We start from the raw sequence: 15,156 nt of genomic DNA on the forward strand, positions 1-15,156 counted from the left end.
AGATGACGGATCCTATACCATCTGCAGGTGAGACGACCAGCATTGGCTTGCCCGCTATCAATATTCCCGTGACGCAGACGGGGGAGAGGCCCCTGACTGCCGACGATCTGGACACCATCTCCAAGCTGGGCCCCCAGGACGCCCTGCTCATCTCCACCCGGGGACCCTTGTCCGGCTCCCGCTACCTTCTTGACGAAGACGAGCTCACCGTCGGCCGCGATCCTCATGAGGACATCATGCTTGACGACGGCACGGTCTCGAGGTCCCATGCGGTCTTCAAGCGGATCGAAGGGCGCTATCATGTGGAAGACCGGGGGAGCCTCAACGGCACCTACGTGAACCGGGAGCGGGTGGAAGACACAGTCCTGCGCAACGGCGATGAGATCATGATAGGGAAGTACCGCTTCGTTTTCTTCACAAAGTCTGCCGTCGTTGCTCAATAATTCTCCACACTTCCATGCTTAAACTACATATTAGTAGTTTAGGATTTGAGGATGGTCACATGATGAAAGACATGAAGACAGAGACTCAAGCTCAAGGCAGGCCGCAGCTTTCCCTGCACGTCCGCTTGTCCGACAGGACAGAGCTGAAGGCTCAGGACGCCGTTCAGGGGGAGCTTTTCGAGACCTCGGACAGCAAGGACCTCAAGCGGGGCTATAAAGGACCGGTCGCCGCCAAAGTCGCGGGGATCACTTACCGTCAGCTTGATTACTGGGCCCGCAAGCAAATCGTGGAGCCGTCCATCACACCTTCGCATGGTTCCGGGTCCCGCCGGCTGTATTCCTTCAAGGACGTTGTCATCCTGGCCGTATCCAAGCGGCTCTTGGACGCAGGGGTGAACCTGCAGAACGTGAACAAGGCCATTTCCTTCCTCATGAACCATGAAAGCAAGGATCTAGAGCAGATGACCATCCTGTGCGATGGTCAGCGGGTGGTCGATTGCCAGTCCGACCGGCAGATGATGGAATTGATGAGTTCCGGACAAGCCATTTTCGGCGTCTCCGTGAGCGTCATCTGGCATAAGGTCGAGGCCAGCCTGGACCAGACCGATTACGTGGACCTGACCGACAGCCAAGTCAAGGCGCATCCTGGACGTGTGATTGATGAATTGGCTGAACGTCGTTTGCGCAAACGGATCGAGCTGCAGAAGGCCCAGCGACAGGAGCATCGGGCTCGAGTGATTTGATTTGTCTTCATTGAGAAAAACCATTGCGAGAGTCTTACCTGGTATCCGTCGGGGATCGAGTCAATCATTAAATCAATATGACTAATCTGACATAACGTACATTATCGGCTAAAGCTATATCCCATGACCTTTATCGTCCATCACTCGTAATCCGGAATCCACCCATCCTCATGCATCTTCAGGCGCTTCTTGAGCAATTCAGACAACTCTTCTTCCGTCCGCCTTTCCATGAGCATGTCCCAATGGGTCCGTTGCGGCTTCGAGCCGTTTTCGTCGGCGACGTCATCGACATCCTCCCGATGAGCGATCTGACCGCACCGGCATTCCCAAGATTCCGGAGCCTCCACGTCGGCGGACAGAGGAAGGATCGTCCTGTGGCCTTGCGGGCACACATAAGTCACATCCTTGCGGGCCGCGAAATCGACGTTGTCGTCCGACTCCAAGGATTTCGCCCCGATACTCATGCCTCGAAGAGAACGTTCTGCCATGTTTACCTCCTGAAGTATCTTTCCCACTTTACTAAAGGAAGAAGACGGCTCCTTATTCCGTCGACCCCCTTCAAGCAGTCATTTCGCTTAGGATCACCTCGTATCGCCCAGGCTTATCCCTTTTCGCCAATTCAACCGTTATCGACCATTATTATGCATTATGGTTTATAAAGCCGTCATTGCCGTCATTCCGATCATTCCTCATCGATTCCGCTATAGGCCACGATCCCTTTATTCACTAGGGCCGCAGCCTCATGGGCGACCTCCGCTGTACGGGAATCCGGGAGGAAATCGCCCACGGTGGAGATCTGAGTGAGGATATCGACCGTCCGTTTGCAATTCCGTACGAAATCCCCACCAGTCAGATCGGAATCCCGAAGGATGTTGGTCAAAGGCTTGTCGGTCACCCAGTTGAACATGATTTCGCTTAGGCCGAAATCGATGTCAGGCAAGGAGTCGGTCCCATAATCCTCACACAGTCCGTTGATTTCCTGGAAAGTTCGCAGGACCTGGTAGGCGGTCTGGGCCAGTCTCCCCTTTTCCCCTCCGGGGAAATGCCGAGGCATGCCGGTAGAGGACCCGCGCCGGGGTTCATAGACGAAGGCGGAAGCCACCGAAGCCATCTCTTCGGCGGTCAAGGAGTCCAGGGTCCCCTCATGCAGGACCTGGGCCAAAACGATATCCTTCTCGCTGTAAATCCGGCGCAGGAGCTGCCCTGATTCGGTCAAACGGTAGCTCGGCTGGTCGGAATGACCGGCTCTGGCCCTATTTTCCGCTTCGCTTGTCTCGTTTTCCTCGCTTGTCGCATTCACCTCGTCCGTGATGTTCATCTCGTTCACATCCTCAATGTAATCAAGCATGCTCAAGATGGAACAGAGACGGTCGAACTGCCGGGAGACGGTTCCGGTGCGGGAATTGTACCGTTCTTCCAAACGGTCCAGCTCTTTGAGCAGACGGCCCCATTTATAACCGATCCGCAGATGGGAGTCGAGGTCCGGGCAGGAACGGCAGGGATGCTCTTTCTCCTGTTTCTTCAAATCAGCGATGCGGGCGTCCAGGTCGGCGAAGGCGCGCTTCCTGGCCTTCTCATTCGCGAACCGCTGGTGTTTCAGCTGCCTTCTACCCGACCGCTCCAAGTCGGTCAGAGCCAGGCGGATCCGCATGAAGTCGGCGAAATCCCCATAATCGCAGGCGAAGTCCTTCTCATACCCCTCCAAGGTCTGGCGCGAGGTCTGAATCTGCGCATCCAGGTTCTTAGCGGAAAGGGTGGCCTCCCACTGGGCGAAGGAATGGTCCAAGGTCCGTCGGGCGGTCTGCAGATCATAGCGGTTCAGGAGGTTGACGGCCATGTTGAAGGTGGGAGCGAAGCTGGAATGCAAGGGATAGACGCGCTTGGAGGCCAGGGCCAAGGCGGTCTGAGGCAGGAAGCCAGGATGATCCACGATGACCGAATAGCCCACCGGATCGATTCCCCTGCGACCGGCCCGGCCCGTCAACTGGGTGAACTCCCCCGGAGACAAAGTCTCGTGACTGACCCCGTTGAATTTTTCCAGCTTCTCCACGACCACGCTTCTGGCCGGCATATTGATCCCCAAGGCCAAGGTCTCGGTGGCGAAGACGACCTTCAAAAGGCCTTGTTCGAAGAGCTTTTCGACGATCTGGCGGTAGAGGGTGATCATCCCGGCATGGTGTGGGGCTATCCCCTCTTCCAAGGCATGGCGGAAATCAGCGAAACGAAGGGCTTTCTTATCGTCGGCAGTCAGCTGCCCATAAGCCATGGAATCGACGATCTGGCGGATCTCTTGGGCTTCCTCGCGGGAGGTAAGGGACAATCCAGCCTGCATGCATTGGGAGACGGCCTGGTCGCAACCGTTACGGGAGAAGATGAAATAGATGCCGGGCAAGAGGCCGAGGAAGTCCAGCTCATCGACCACGGCCCACCACCGAGGTGTATGGTGACCGGCGTCTGCGGAAGATGTCGGCATCTTCCCTCCACCTCTGTTCCCATGTCGGCCTTTCAAACCTTTGCGGCCATAAGCCCCGACTTTGTTCTTTCCCCGGCCAGGGGCCTGATGGGAGAAAGTCTGGCGCTGGGCCTTCCGTTCAAGCTGGTCCAAGGCGACGATGAGCTGGGGATTGACTTTGGCCCCCTTCCCCACTTCCTGATCGTCCTGGTAGAGGTCGAAAAGCCGGGGCTCCTTCCTATCGGACTCCTGTAGCATGACTTCCTGGATGAGGGGGACCGGGCGTTTCTCTGAGACGATCAGGCTGGTCTTCCCCCTGACCGATTGGATCCAATTCGCGAAGTCCTCGACGTTGGAGACGGTTGCGGACAGGCCCACGACCTTCACGTCCTTGGGCAGGTGGATGATCACCTCTTCCCAGACCTGGCCCCGCATGCGGTCGGCCAGGTAATGCACCTCATCCAGGATGACGTAACGCAAGGCCGTCAGGGTGGTTGACCCTTCGTAAAGCATGTTCCGCAGGACTTCCGTCGTCATGACCACGATGTCCGCTTCCGAGTTGATGGACATGTCCCCGGTCAGAAGCCCCACCTTGTCCGGTCCGTAGATCCTGACCAGGTCATGGTATTTCTGGTTGCTCAAAGCCTTAATGGGAGTTGTGTAGAAGGCTTTGACGTTGCCTTGCCGGGCCAGGTAGATGGCGAAATCGGCGATGATCGTCTTGCCCGCCCCGGTGGGAGCGGCCACCAGGACGTTATTGCCGGCTTCGAGTTCGGTCAGGGCCCGCCGTTGGAACTTATCCAGGTCGAAATCCAAAGACTCTTCATACAGGTGGGCCAGGTACCCGGTTCCTGATGAAGTGGGTGAACTGGCAGAATCGGATGAACTTGTAGACGAACCGGCCTGTGAGTCCTTTCGTGAGACTCTTCCTAAGCCTGTCTGCCGGTCTTGGTCAGAGACCTGGGATTTTGAGGTCCGTCGGGATTTCCCCCTGCTATAGGCCTGGAAACGCTGGGCCGGAGTCAATTGATCCCTGTCTTCGGATTCCCATCGGTATTCGATCAAGGCCTCGTTTTCGGACGCCTCTTTTGCCCGGTCGGCGGCTTGCCTATGACGCCAATGTTTACTCATATCCTGTCCTTATGGCGGCCGTCGGTCTGGACGCCGTCCTTTTGATTCTTTTCGGGGTCATCAAGACCAAGAGGAAAAAGGATACGCACGGCTCTCGGCCGGCAGCTGACTCTGACGGGCAGACGGCCTATCATCTCCCCATCCCCCATGAGATCAGGGGGTTCGGTCCCGCGACCGCTGGCCGCTATCGTCACCGCCTTCACCCGCTTCCAGCCGATCAACCGGTCCTGGATGTGCAGTCCCTTGTAGCCTCTGAGCAAGGTCCTGATGGCCTGCAGGGGGCTGGGCGTCCATTTGGTCAAAACCAGATCCAGGTGGCCGTCTTGCAAGGAGGAATAAGGCGAAATCCTGATTCCGCTGCTTATACACTGTGCGTTGGAAATCAAAAGGAGGGGGGTCTCCGGGGAAAGGGTCGCCGGCTTATCCGGCCCGTCCTCGGTCCCGCCCGCGTCCAGACCAAGGCGGAAACCGTAAGCCAGGGGATGGCTGGCTTCCGAGACCCCCGCTTGGACGTAACGCAAAGGCCCCCACGGCAGGGGTGAACGATTGGCCCTTTGATTGATGGCGGCGTCGATGGAGCAGCTCAGGGAGCCAGCCACGTAGACGGTTCGTTGGCCGCCCACTCGCTCGGTGGAAGCGGTGGATACGTTGGAAGCTTTGGAAGCGCCGAAAGCGTCTGAAGCGCCCGAGTCGGAAGGAAGGGGATCGACGGCGAGCAGGTCCACGGGGAGGATGGACCGCTGCATCCAGGCCTCCAAAAGGAGGTCGACGCTGGTTTCGATTTCGTGGATGGGTAGGCCCAATCCGCGGGCGAAATCGTTATCGGACCCGCAAGCGATGATGCCCACAGGCAGGTCGCTGCCGGACAAGGCGTTGGCAGCTATATGGACGATCCCGTCTCCCCCGGCCACGAGGAGAAGATCGAGGTCAGGCAGGGCGGAACGGACCAGATCTAAAGAGGTGGCCGCATCAGGGGCTGAGAGGACCCGCAGACGATAGCCCAGCTCTTTGGTCTTTTTCCGGAGGAGAGTGATGATGCGCTCGTCGGCCTTGCGTCCTTTTCCCAAGTCCGAGGCAGGGTTAGTCAGCAGCCCGAGGCGGACTCCCCCCGGCTTTTTCGTTCTGGCCTGCCTCACTAGTCGTTCTCGTCAAGGAGGTCTTCGGCCGGAATTCCCAGCTTTTGCCCGAGCCCGTTGATGGTCTTCTTATCCGTCTCGGCCCAGCTGTCCCAGGTGGCGCGGTGACGCTGGGAGCGGCGCCGTTTGCCTTCCAAGACCTCTTCGTGGGCTTTGGAATAAACGTCGGCGCTCGCTTTGATCGGTTTGGCAAAAGCGGGGACCCGGTCCCTGTCCAGGAGCTCCCCCTTCTCCGTCATCTTGGCGACCCGTACCTGGATGTCGTCGGCCGTCTTTGAAATCCCCGTCATGGCTTTTTTGGCATGGAGGAAGGCGTAAATCAATCCCAGGATGAAGACGATCAAGGCCGCGACGATCAGGATGGCCCATCCCCAGCCCGGCATCAGCGCCTCCTCCGATGACCTTCGGACCGCTTGGAATCGGCCTCTTCCTGTTGATTGATATGGGTGAGCTCCCGATCGGCTCGGGCCGTGATCATGGACCGCAGAGTCTCCGGCCCCACAGCGCTGATATGGCGGGCGTGGGCGATGCAGAAGGCCACGAACCAGGAGTCGGACGAGATGATCAGATGGACCTTTTGGCCGTGATCGGTGTCTTCGACCGTGGCCCCCGGAAGGCTCTTGATAAAAGGCATCCCCTTCTGATTGGTCAGGAAGACGGCTTCGGTCCCGTTCTCGAAGTTCCATTCGCGCAAGTCGGACAGGGGGACTTCCGGAACGTCGATGTGATGGCTGGGCTCGACCGTCTCCACCTTGCCGATGCGGGAAAGACGGAGGGTCTGCCAGTTCTGTGACTTGGAATTGCGGCGTTTGCGGACAGGGGCCTGATCCTCTTCATCGATGGGGTCCTCGGCCGGGACCTTCCGGTCCTTCTCCCCCACCCCGGTCCAGGCGGCCAGGTAGTAGACACCTTCATCCACGAAGACTTTCGCCGGGGCGACCAGACGGCGGCGGGTGCGGCCGGACCCATCGGTATATTCCATGTCCAGCAGCTGGTCGTGTTCAATGGCGTGCTTGATGATTGGGAAGCAGGCGGGGGCCAGCTCGAAACCGGTCAGGCTCAGCCAGGGGGTCTGACCGGGTTTGGAATACTCATAGAGCCGATTATAGAGATCCATGGCCTGCTTGCGGTCGATGTCCGGCATGAGGGGGGAATGGGCCAGGTAGCTGACGGAAGCGGTCAGCATGCTCATATATTGGGGTGAAACCCCTGCCAGGCGTTCCAGACCCAAAGAATTGGTGGCGCTGACGATGCCTTCGTCTTCCAGCAGGGGCCAGTCGATCTCGAAGAACTGGCTTCCGGCCACTTCCCCATCGTCGGAGACGGTGGTCAAAGTGCCGATGTCCTTGCGCAGGGTGTTGACGTTGCGCCGTTCCTCTTCCGGGGTGCGGGCGGGGCCGATGAAGCGGTCCGCCAGCTCGGTCAGGGAATACTCCTCCCCCAGATGGGCGGAAAGGAAAAGCATGAGGTGGAGGCGGCGATCAACTTCGCTCCCGGTCTGGACCGTCGGTTGCTTCTTCGGCAGCTCGTCATCGGTCTGAAGGAGTTCGGAGACGGAGATCACCGGAACGTCGGAAGCGGGGATGGCCTTGTCGGAGACGGACAAGTCGGCCAATTCGAATGCTTTAGCGGCATTCAAACGACGTTTGTATGCCTCACGGGCTTCGACTGGTTCCAGAATTCGGGAGCCGGGATGATCCAAGACATAGGAAGCCAGGTCATCCGAGTCAGTATAGGCCACATTGATGTTCTCGCCTTCGAATTCCACGGTGGCGGCGAACCGACGGGAGTCCACGATATTGGTGAGGACTTCGGGGATCTTCTGGGTCCCCAGGCCGGGGGCGATGGAATCCAAGCCCAATCCCGGGGTCGGGGTCTGGGCCAGGCGTGGGGTGCTCCGGCTCTTGTGCTGGCTGTCTTTCGCCCGCTGGATGTTCTCCTGCTCATTGGCCGCGATGGACCGGGCCAGATAGTTGGCGGCCGCCAAGAGGGGCATGTCTTCCGTCTGGAATTGGGTCATGACCCGGGGCTCATCCCCCAGCTGGAGACGATAGGAAGCGAAATCCTGGCCTTCCGACTTGGAGGAATATTCCGGCTGCCGGGATTCGATGGCGATGCCCATGGCCGTCAGCTTGGCCCGGTCACGTTGGAATTGCTTGGCGAAGGCAGCCTTAGCCGCCTGATCCGCCAGCTCGCCGTATGAATCGGCATAAGCCTTCACTCGCTGGGCGATTTGCCGCGAGGTAAGCCACTGGGGAAAAGCAGATGACAGGACGGCCAGTACGTCGAGCTCGTGCTTCCCCCACTTATCGGAAAATCGACGCCTACCGTTCGTAGATCCTTCAGCCATATATCCTCTTGTACCTGTTTCTGACCGCATCGGGCGCGGTCGTTCATTTATCGGGGCCCGGACCCCTGAAGAAACTCCCGCAAAAAGGGAAGCCACGGACTTGTCCAGGGCATACACTCCTTCATTCTAATATGTATTTTCACAAAACACACATTTTCCGCAAAATTCGTGATAAGAGCTGAGAAAAGGGTCGAAACCCTCACCTATGGCCTCATCCGGATCGCTATTGGAATCCTTCGCGGTCTTTTTCGCTTATTGCCAGGAATCCGATTCGATTCCTTGCGGCCCCACGAAAGACCCATTGGGGACGTAGGAAGGCCGTCCCATGTCGGATAGGTGGGCGTCGGCGAAACAACGCACATCCCGTCCGAAAGTCCAATCCCCCTCGACCGTGAAGGAATTCGCAGCCGCCAAGGAAGGGACCGAGTAGGGGAAACGCTCGTCGAAATCATCGATGTTCTTGTAGAAGCGGGGGTCCAGATTGATGTCGGGAAAGATGTAGTTGCCGTCCTCCATCTCGAAGGCGTCGGTCAGATGGAAGCGGTCGGAGCGGAGGATGACCAGGTCGTTGGTCGTCTTGACGGGGAGGAAACGGGACCGGCTCACTTCCACGCAGACGGCGTCATCGAACAAAGAGATGGCCGCTGCCATGGCCGTCTCCAGCTGGATCACATGCTGGGTGGACGAATCGGTCGGGTCGACCGTCTTCGAATTGCGGATGACCGGCAAAGGAAGGACTCCCTTGTGCTTCTTCAGGAGCTTCTTCAGGGCGCTGATGCGGACCCAGAGGTTGTTGGTGTTGAAATAAGGATGCACGTTGACATCGGTGGCCACATCCTTATCGTCCGGGTGTACCTGGGTCATCTCCCGCAGCATGAGGCGGCCGCTCTTCTTATCGCGGACCAGCTGACCGCCTTTGCGGTCGGCGTCGGTCTTCTTTGCCACCTCGATCATGAAGGAGGCCCCGGATTGGGCGAAGGCCCCGGAGACGGTGCTGGACGGCCGGGCCCCCAGGTTGTCGGAATTGGAGATGAAAAGATACTCCATCCCCTCGTTCTGCAGGACGTCCAAAAGGCCGGATTCCCATAAGGAGCTGAAAACGCTGCCATGCCCGGGGGGGCACCATTCCAGGTCGGGGTTCTTCACGAAAGAGACCGGCATACCGGAGGCGTTGACGATCTTGGGCTCGCGGCTTTGAAGGATCTCCACGGGGATCTCGTCCTGATGGAAATTGCGGTTCCGCCGGATACGGGCCAGGGAGTCCTTGGAAGTCCGATAGGAGTCCATGAAGGTCAGGGGGAGCTTCACCCCCTGCTGCTGGCGGACGGTGGTTACCTGTCCTAGGATGATGTCCAGGAAATTCATCTGCCGGGCTTTGTGCCGACGGACGGGCAGAAGGGATTTGGCCCCTTGCAGGCCCATGGAGGTCCCCAATCCCCCATTCAATTTGAGCATGGCCGTCTTGGCTAAGGCCTTGCTGGCCGTCTTCGCGTTGATGGTGTCGTGAATCTCACCGATATGACGGATATGATCGACCGGTTCGACATCCGATTCGCGAATCCACTCTGATTCGTCTTCCTGCCAGATGTCATAGAGCCTCTTGAACTGTTCGATGGCGAAATCGCTCATATCGTTGTCGCGCATTTTCTGCGCCGAGGCTTCAAAGGCGTTGTTGTCCATGAAAGAACCTTTCGTGGCTGGGAGCTTCCCGGCCAAACCGTCATCATTCTAGCGGAAAAACAAGCTGAAGGCAAAAAACAACACCGCTTTTGTCCGTTTTCCCTCTCTGCTTTTGCCCCGCCCGGTCCGCATGACCCTGCAGGCGCCTGACGCTCCGCTATGAGGAGCGCTGAGAACACTCAGGAAAACCACTCAGAGGCTGCCAAGGGCCGCAGGGGGCGCCAAGGAAGGCTTGGCGAATCAAGCAGGAGGGGAGAATAAGGGAGAAAAACAAAAAGCCTGGCGGAAAACCACCAGGCTCATTCGTCGGGCCAGCGGGATTTGAACCCGCGACCCCTTGACCCCCAGTCAAGTGCGCTACCAAGCTGCGCTATGGCCCGTCGACTCGCTCAGACCTCAGGCCTTTCGCAAGCACGTCTCATAGATTAACACACCCTCCTACTAAGTGCGGCCCGGGGTGTTTCGTCGTGTCGCGCCTGACTTCCCCTTCTTTTTCTTCTCCCGGATATGAACGGAAATCTGGATGGGGGAACCCTCGAAACCGAAGCGTTCACGCATGCTCCGCTCGATGTAACGCCGGTAGCCATGTTCCAGGAAGCCGGTGGCGAAAATGACGAAACGTGGGGGTTTGGTGGCCGCTTGGGTCGCAAAGAGGATGCGGGGCTGTTTCCCTCCCCTCAAAGGATGAGGGTGGGCGGCCTGCAGCTGTCCTAAGAAGGAGTTGAGCTTGCCGGTGGGGATGCGCTTGTCCCATGAATCCAGGGCGATATGCATGGCCCCCAGCAGGCGGTTGGTATGCCAGCCGGTCTTGGCCGAAAGGTTGACCCTCTGGGCCCAGGCGACGCGGTTGAATTCGGTCTCCCACAGGCGTTCCAGACGCAGACGGTCGAATTCGTCCAAAGCGTCCCACTTGTTGAAGACGAGGACGATGGCTCTGCCGGCTTCGACGGCCGAGCTCATGATTTTCAGGTCTTGGTCAGAGATGGGCTGGGAAGCGTCGAAAAGGACCAGAGCCAGTTCGGAGCGTTCGATCGCGGCCTGGGTGCGCAGGCTGGAGTAATAGTCGGCCCCGCTTTGTTTGTGGAGACGGCGTTTGATTCCGGCCGTATCGATGAAGAGCCATTTCTCGTCGCCTATGGTGATGACCTCGTCCACCGGGTCCCGGGTGGTCCCGGCCAGGTCGTTGACCACGGACCTGTTTTCGTGGGCCAATTGATTGAGCAAGGAGGATTTGCCCACGTTGGGACGACCGATGAGGGCCACGCGCCGCAGATCGCTGGCGGCCAGGGACCCGGTCAGTTTTTCCACCGTGCTCAGGGAATTCACGGCCGCGTCGAGCAGGTCGCCCACCCCCCTGCCATGCAAGGCGGAGATGGGCAAAGGCTCGCCCAGGCCCAGCTTCCAAAATTCGGCAGCCGCGTACTCGGCCGCCTGGGAATCGGCCTTGTTGACGGCCACGGTGACAGGTTTGCCCGAGGAACGCAGCAAAGAGGCGATGCGGTCGTCGGTTTGGGTCAGACCAACGGTCCCATCGACCACGAAGATGATGGCGTCGGCCATATTCATGGCGATGGAGGCTTGGTCGGCGATGGCGGAATCGATTCCTTCCACGTCGGCCTCCCAGCCCCCGGTGTCGACCAATTTGAAATCATGCCCGGCCCATTCCGCCTCATAGGAGACCCGGTCCCGGGTGACCCCCGGGGTGTCCTCCACAATGGCGGCCCTGTGCCCTAAGACGCGGTTGACCAAGGTGGATTTGCCCACATTGGGCCGGCCGATGACAGCGATGACCCCGACCTTCTCGTCGGTGGCCTCCTGGCCGCCGACTGGCCCTTCGGACTCAGCCAGGAGGGCCCGGTCCTCTTCGTCCAGATCGTAGCCTTCCAGCTGGGAGAGGTAGTTATCGTACAGGTCCTGGTCGATGGCCTCGTTCACCAGGCCGATGAGGACATCAAGGGTCTGGTCGAAGGTCAGGTCGGAGTTGTCGACCGTGGTCACCCCTTCGGCCGCCGTGGTGAAAGAGGTCACTTTGGCGTCTTTGGCGTCGCGGGCGGCCACATCATCCCCGGAACGAGGCGCTGCGCCGGCGGCGGGGGCCGCAGATGAAGCGGCGGCGCTCTGGGCGTTCCGTCTGGCCTGCCTGACCTCTTCCCGGGCCGTCAACAAGACCCGGACTTGGGCGTAAGGGGCCACGACGGTGGTGATGTCCCTGCCTTCCACCACGATTCCGGCTCCCCCCGAGAAGGAATCGGGATCGTTCTCCTGGTCTATGTAGGCCCTTTGGGCGGCGATGAGCAGGTGGCGGACCGGGATGATGGAAGATACGGCCGAGACATGAGTGGAGACCCGGACCTGTCGGATGGCCTCTTTGATGCTGACCCCGTCGCTGCTGATGTCGAAAGCGGATGGGTCAAGGGAGATCCGACAATGATCCTCGGTGAAGAAGGCGGCGACCATCCGGGTGATTCGCTCTTCATCGGCCTCGGTCACCTGGTCCAGATCGACCCCTTGGCTCATGACCCACCAAGCGGCCGCCCGGTACATGGCCCCGGTGTCCAGATAAGCGTAACCGAAATGTTGGGCCAAGGCTCGGGAAGTCGATGATTTCCCAACCCCGGAAGGGCCATCAATAGCGACTGTGATCATAGCCCCACCGCCTTATGAAGAGCGTTGACTTCAGCCCCGGTCAGGACTCGGTAAGAGCCGGATTTGAGCTCCCCCAGTTTGATTGGGCCTATCTGGGTGCGGATCAGTTTGACCACGGGGAAGCCGATGGCGCCGAAGACACGGCGGACGATGCGGTTGCGACCGGAATGGATGACCACTTTGACCACGGACCTATCCCGGTTCTGGTCGATGATGGAGCACTGGTCCAATTTGATCCAGCCGTCATCCAGCTGGACCCCCGTACGGACCAGGCGATGGCAGACGCTACCGCCGATGTGGCCTTCCACCGTGGCGATGTAGGTCTTGTCCACCTCATATTTAGGATGCATGACGTGTTGGGCCAGCTCCCCGTCATCGGTCATGAGGATGAGCCCTTCGGTGTCGTAATCGAGGCGGCCCATGTGGAAGATCCGTTCATACCGGTCTCCGACGATGTCCCTCAAAGTCCATCGGCCTTTGGGATCGTCCATGGTGGATAGGACCTTCCGAGGCTTGTTGAGGGCCAAGGTGACATGGCGGTTGGAAATATGGATGCGGGAACCGTCGACCCGGATCTCCTGGTGAAGGGGATCCACCCGGACGCCGAGCTCGGTGACCAGGTCCCCATCGACCTCGACCCGGCCGTCGGTGATCATGGTCTCGCATTTACGACGGGAACCAAAGCCGGCTTGGGCGAGTACTTTTTGAAGGCGAACGCCTTCCTGAGAATCTTCATGCGCTTTGGCGGCGCGACTGTATTGATGCGGCATCGTTCTCCCAACGTGACCAAGCCAGCGGGACTGGCTGCGACAGGTGTCGTCTTTCCTTTGAGCTTTCTCAAAATATAGTCAAAGTATACCGGAAAGACCGCCCAAAATCCTGATTTGTGTGACTTCGATGGTAGGATATGAGCGTATGAAACTCACCATCCTTTGAAGGATTCTCAAATTGAAGGGAAGTCATGTCAGATATCGCCGATAACACCTTGGACCGGTCGGTTTCCAAAGAACCGGTCCCTTTCACCCTCTTCGCCCGCGCCGGGGCTGAATTCCTCGGCTCCTTCATGGTCTTCACGGCCATCTTCGTCGTTACCGCCATCCTTCCCGCCGCCTCCACTTCCGTGGTGGCGCTCCTCCTGATCATATCCCTCATGGCGGCGATGGCCTACGGGGCCGTCTCCGCCCTCTTCGGCCGCATCTCCGGAGGCCAGATCAATCCCGCCGTCACCTTCGCCGCAGCCTTGGCATCCCGCATCGGTTGGCTGGACGCCCTCGTCTACATCATCGCCCAGCTTCTCGGAGGCCTCGCCTCGGCCGCCGCCGTCGCTTTCACCCTGCCTGAATCCTCCGCCGACAAAAGCGCGATCAATCTCCTCCTCAGCTACATGACCAACATCTACGACCAGGGATCGAAGAGCTCATTGGCGATTCCGACCGCCTACGCGAACTTCCGGATGACTTTCGGCATGGGCTGGAGCATCCTGCTTGAATGCATGTCTTTGGTCTTGATCATCGGCGTCTACATGGCCAACAGCGACGAGCGGGGGCTAGGCAAACGCTGGTACCCCCTGGGCATGGGACTGGCTTATGGCTTCGGCACCATGCTCACCTTCGGCTTCGACCATGCCAGCCTCAACCCCGCCAAGGCGACCGGCATCGCCATCATGGCCAAGCTGCGTGGCCTGACCGACCCCAACCCCCTCCCCCAGCTTTGGGTTTTCTGGCTGGTCCCCCTGCTGGCCGCGGCTCTGGTAGCCTTCGTCGTCATCGTCTATAGCTCGGTCCACGCCAATGACGCCGCCATCTATGCGGAAATCAGCCAGGAACCCTTTGACCAGGAGGATGAAGACTCCTCCTTTGAAGGCGATCAGGACCAGGATGGGCGGAAAGACCAGGCCGCGACCACCGCAAAAGCTGATAAGAACGCAGATTCCGATAGCGTGGAGACGAAGCCTACCTTCGACTCCATCGTCGTGGAAGCCGGCAAACCCCAAGCCGATGACCAGGCGGAAGGCCGATCTGACGCATCCGACGAATCCAGCGGGCCTGTCTCTTCCGCTTCCGATTCGGCTGGGGACCCCTCCTCCGACGGATTGGCTTTCTAAGCCGGCTTCAACCCTCTTTCTCGGGTCGGACGCAGGTCCGACCCTTTTTTCATGCCTGTTTCATTCGATTCACCGACCGATTTTATGCTTGGATCTTATGCTTGGATTTCTTGCATAGCTCAAAGGCATGATAAGACATGAATCAGTCAAATCAGTCAGGAGATGGCCAGGATGGACAAGTAGGTGACGATCAACCCCAGGCCCAAAGCCAGACCGATGAAGGAATCGAAGGGGACGGAGCGGACCTTCCAGGGGCTGCGTTCCCGAAGGATCAGGCGGATCAGGGCGGTGACGATGGCGGTGACCGCAAGGATGCCGGTGCCCCAGCCGGGTTGGTGGAAGGCGAGGGCGAGAACGGAAAGAAGCACCATCCCCGCGACTATCCATTCGAACCAAGGTTTGCCTTCCTGGCTTTCGGATACGTAAGGACGATGCTTCCTATCTGTCATAGGGCCATCATACACCCGCACG

12 protein-coding genes and 1 tRNA gene are annotated in these 15,156 nt (G+C 58.9%); 3 read left to right on the forward strand and 10 right to left on the reverse strand.

The window, feature by feature from the left end; all coding sequences use genetic code 11:
• The first annotated feature begins 2 nt into the window (after positions 1 to 2).
• Together PSDT_RS04015 and PSDT_RS04020 are read left to right on the forward strand one after the other, a co-directional pair.
• A complete protein-coding gene (locus tag PSDT_RS04015; protein ID WP_006289234.1) occupies positions 3 to 443 on the forward strand; it encodes an FHA domain-containing protein in 441 nt (146 codons plus the stop codon).
• Positions 444 to 502: 59 nt separating this feature from the next.
• Entirely contained in the window at positions 503 to 1,186 is a 684-nt protein-coding gene (locus tag PSDT_RS04020; protein WP_143828289.1) for a MerR family transcriptional regulator, read from the forward strand.
• A gap of 140 nt (positions 1,187 to 1,326) precedes the next feature.
• On the opposite strand, the gene PSDT_RS04025 is transcribed toward PSDT_RS04020, so the two are convergent.
• The 9 genes from PSDT_RS04025 to PSDT_RS04065 all read right to left on the reverse strand — a co-directional run bounded on the left by PSDT_RS04025 (position 1,327) and on the right by PSDT_RS04065 (position 13,351).
• Complete coding sequence (locus PSDT_RS04025) at positions 1,327 to 1,674, reverse strand: RNA polymerase-binding protein RbpA (protein WP_006289228.1); 348 nt, start codon at positions 1,672 to 1,674, stop codon at positions 1,327 to 1,329.
• Between the two features lie 194 nt (positions 1,675 to 1,868).
• Complete coding sequence (locus PSDT_RS04030) at positions 1,869 to 4,769, reverse strand: DEAD/DEAH box helicase (protein WP_006290423.1); 2,901 nt, start codon at positions 4,767 to 4,769, stop codon at positions 1,869 to 1,871.
• On the reverse strand, positions 4,766 to 5,905 hold the full coding sequence (locus tag PSDT_RS04035) for a diacylglycerol/lipid kinase family protein (RefSeq protein ID WP_006289226.1): 1,140 nt from the start codon (positions 5,903 to 5,905) through the stop codon (positions 4,766 to 4,768). Before PSDT_RS04035 ends, PSDT_RS04030 begins: the two co-directional genes overlap by 4 nt.
• Positions 5,905 to 6,288 carry a hypothetical protein gene (locus tag PSDT_RS04040; RefSeq protein WP_006289225.1) on the reverse strand — a complete coding sequence of 128 codons (384 nt, stop codon included), beginning with the start codon at positions 6,286 to 6,288 and terminating at the stop codon, positions 5,905 to 5,907. Before PSDT_RS04040 ends, PSDT_RS04035 begins: the two co-directional genes overlap by 1 nt.
• Positions 6,288 to 8,255 carry a helix-turn-helix transcriptional regulator gene (locus PSDT_RS04045; RefSeq protein ID WP_006289224.1) on the reverse strand — a complete coding sequence of 656 codons (1,968 nt, stop codon included), beginning with the start codon at positions 8,253 to 8,255 and terminating at the stop codon, positions 6,288 to 6,290. The genes PSDT_RS04040 and PSDT_RS04045 overlap by 1 nt, the downstream gene beginning before the upstream one ends.
• 252 nt (positions 8,256 to 8,507) lie before the next feature.
• Positions 8,508 to 9,935, reverse strand: coding sequence for a UTP--glucose-1-phosphate uridylyltransferase (locus tag PSDT_RS04050; RefSeq protein ID WP_006290422.1), 1,428 nt, complete (start codon positions 9,933 to 9,935; stop codon positions 8,508 to 8,510).
• 306 nt (positions 9,936 to 10,241) lie between these two features.
• A tRNA-Pro gene (locus PSDT_RS04055) sits at positions 10,242 to 10,315 on the reverse strand.
• Between the two features lie 61 nt (positions 10,316 to 10,376).
• Positions 10,377 to 12,581 (reverse strand): bifunctional cytidylate kinase/GTPase Der, encoded by a 2,205-nt coding sequence (gene der / locus PSDT_RS04060; RefSeq protein ID WP_006289222.1) that lies wholly within the window; start codon positions 12,579 to 12,581, stop codon positions 10,377 to 10,379.
• The gene (locus tag PSDT_RS04065) at positions 12,578 to 13,351 is read right to left on the reverse strand and encodes a pseudouridine synthase (protein WP_006289220.1); all 774 of its coding nucleotides are present in this window, start codon (positions 13,349 to 13,351) and stop codon (positions 12,578 to 12,580) included. Before PSDT_RS04065 ends, der begins: the two co-directional genes overlap by 4 nt.
• Positions 13,352 to 13,542: 191 nt before the next feature.
• Between PSDT_RS04065 and PSDT_RS04070 the strand changes: the two genes are divergently transcribed.
• A complete protein-coding gene (locus PSDT_RS04070) occupies positions 13,543 to 14,685 on the forward strand; it encodes an MIP/aquaporin family protein (protein ID WP_006289218.1) in 1,143 nt (380 codons plus the stop codon).
• A gap of 155 nt (positions 14,686 to 14,840) precedes the next feature.
• On the opposite strand, the gene PSDT_RS04075 is transcribed toward PSDT_RS04070, so the two are convergent.
• Entirely contained in the window at positions 14,841 to 15,134 is a 294-nt protein-coding gene (locus tag PSDT_RS04075; protein WP_006290420.1) for a DUF3017 domain-containing protein, read from the reverse strand.
• Positions 15,135 to 15,156 lie beyond the last annotated feature (22 nt).

Origin of the sequence: Parascardovia denticolens DSM 10105 = JCM 12538 (assembly GCF_001042675.1) — a bacterium.
GTDB lineage: Bacteria > Actinomycetota > Actinomycetes > Actinomycetales > Bifidobacteriaceae > Scardovia > Scardovia denticolens.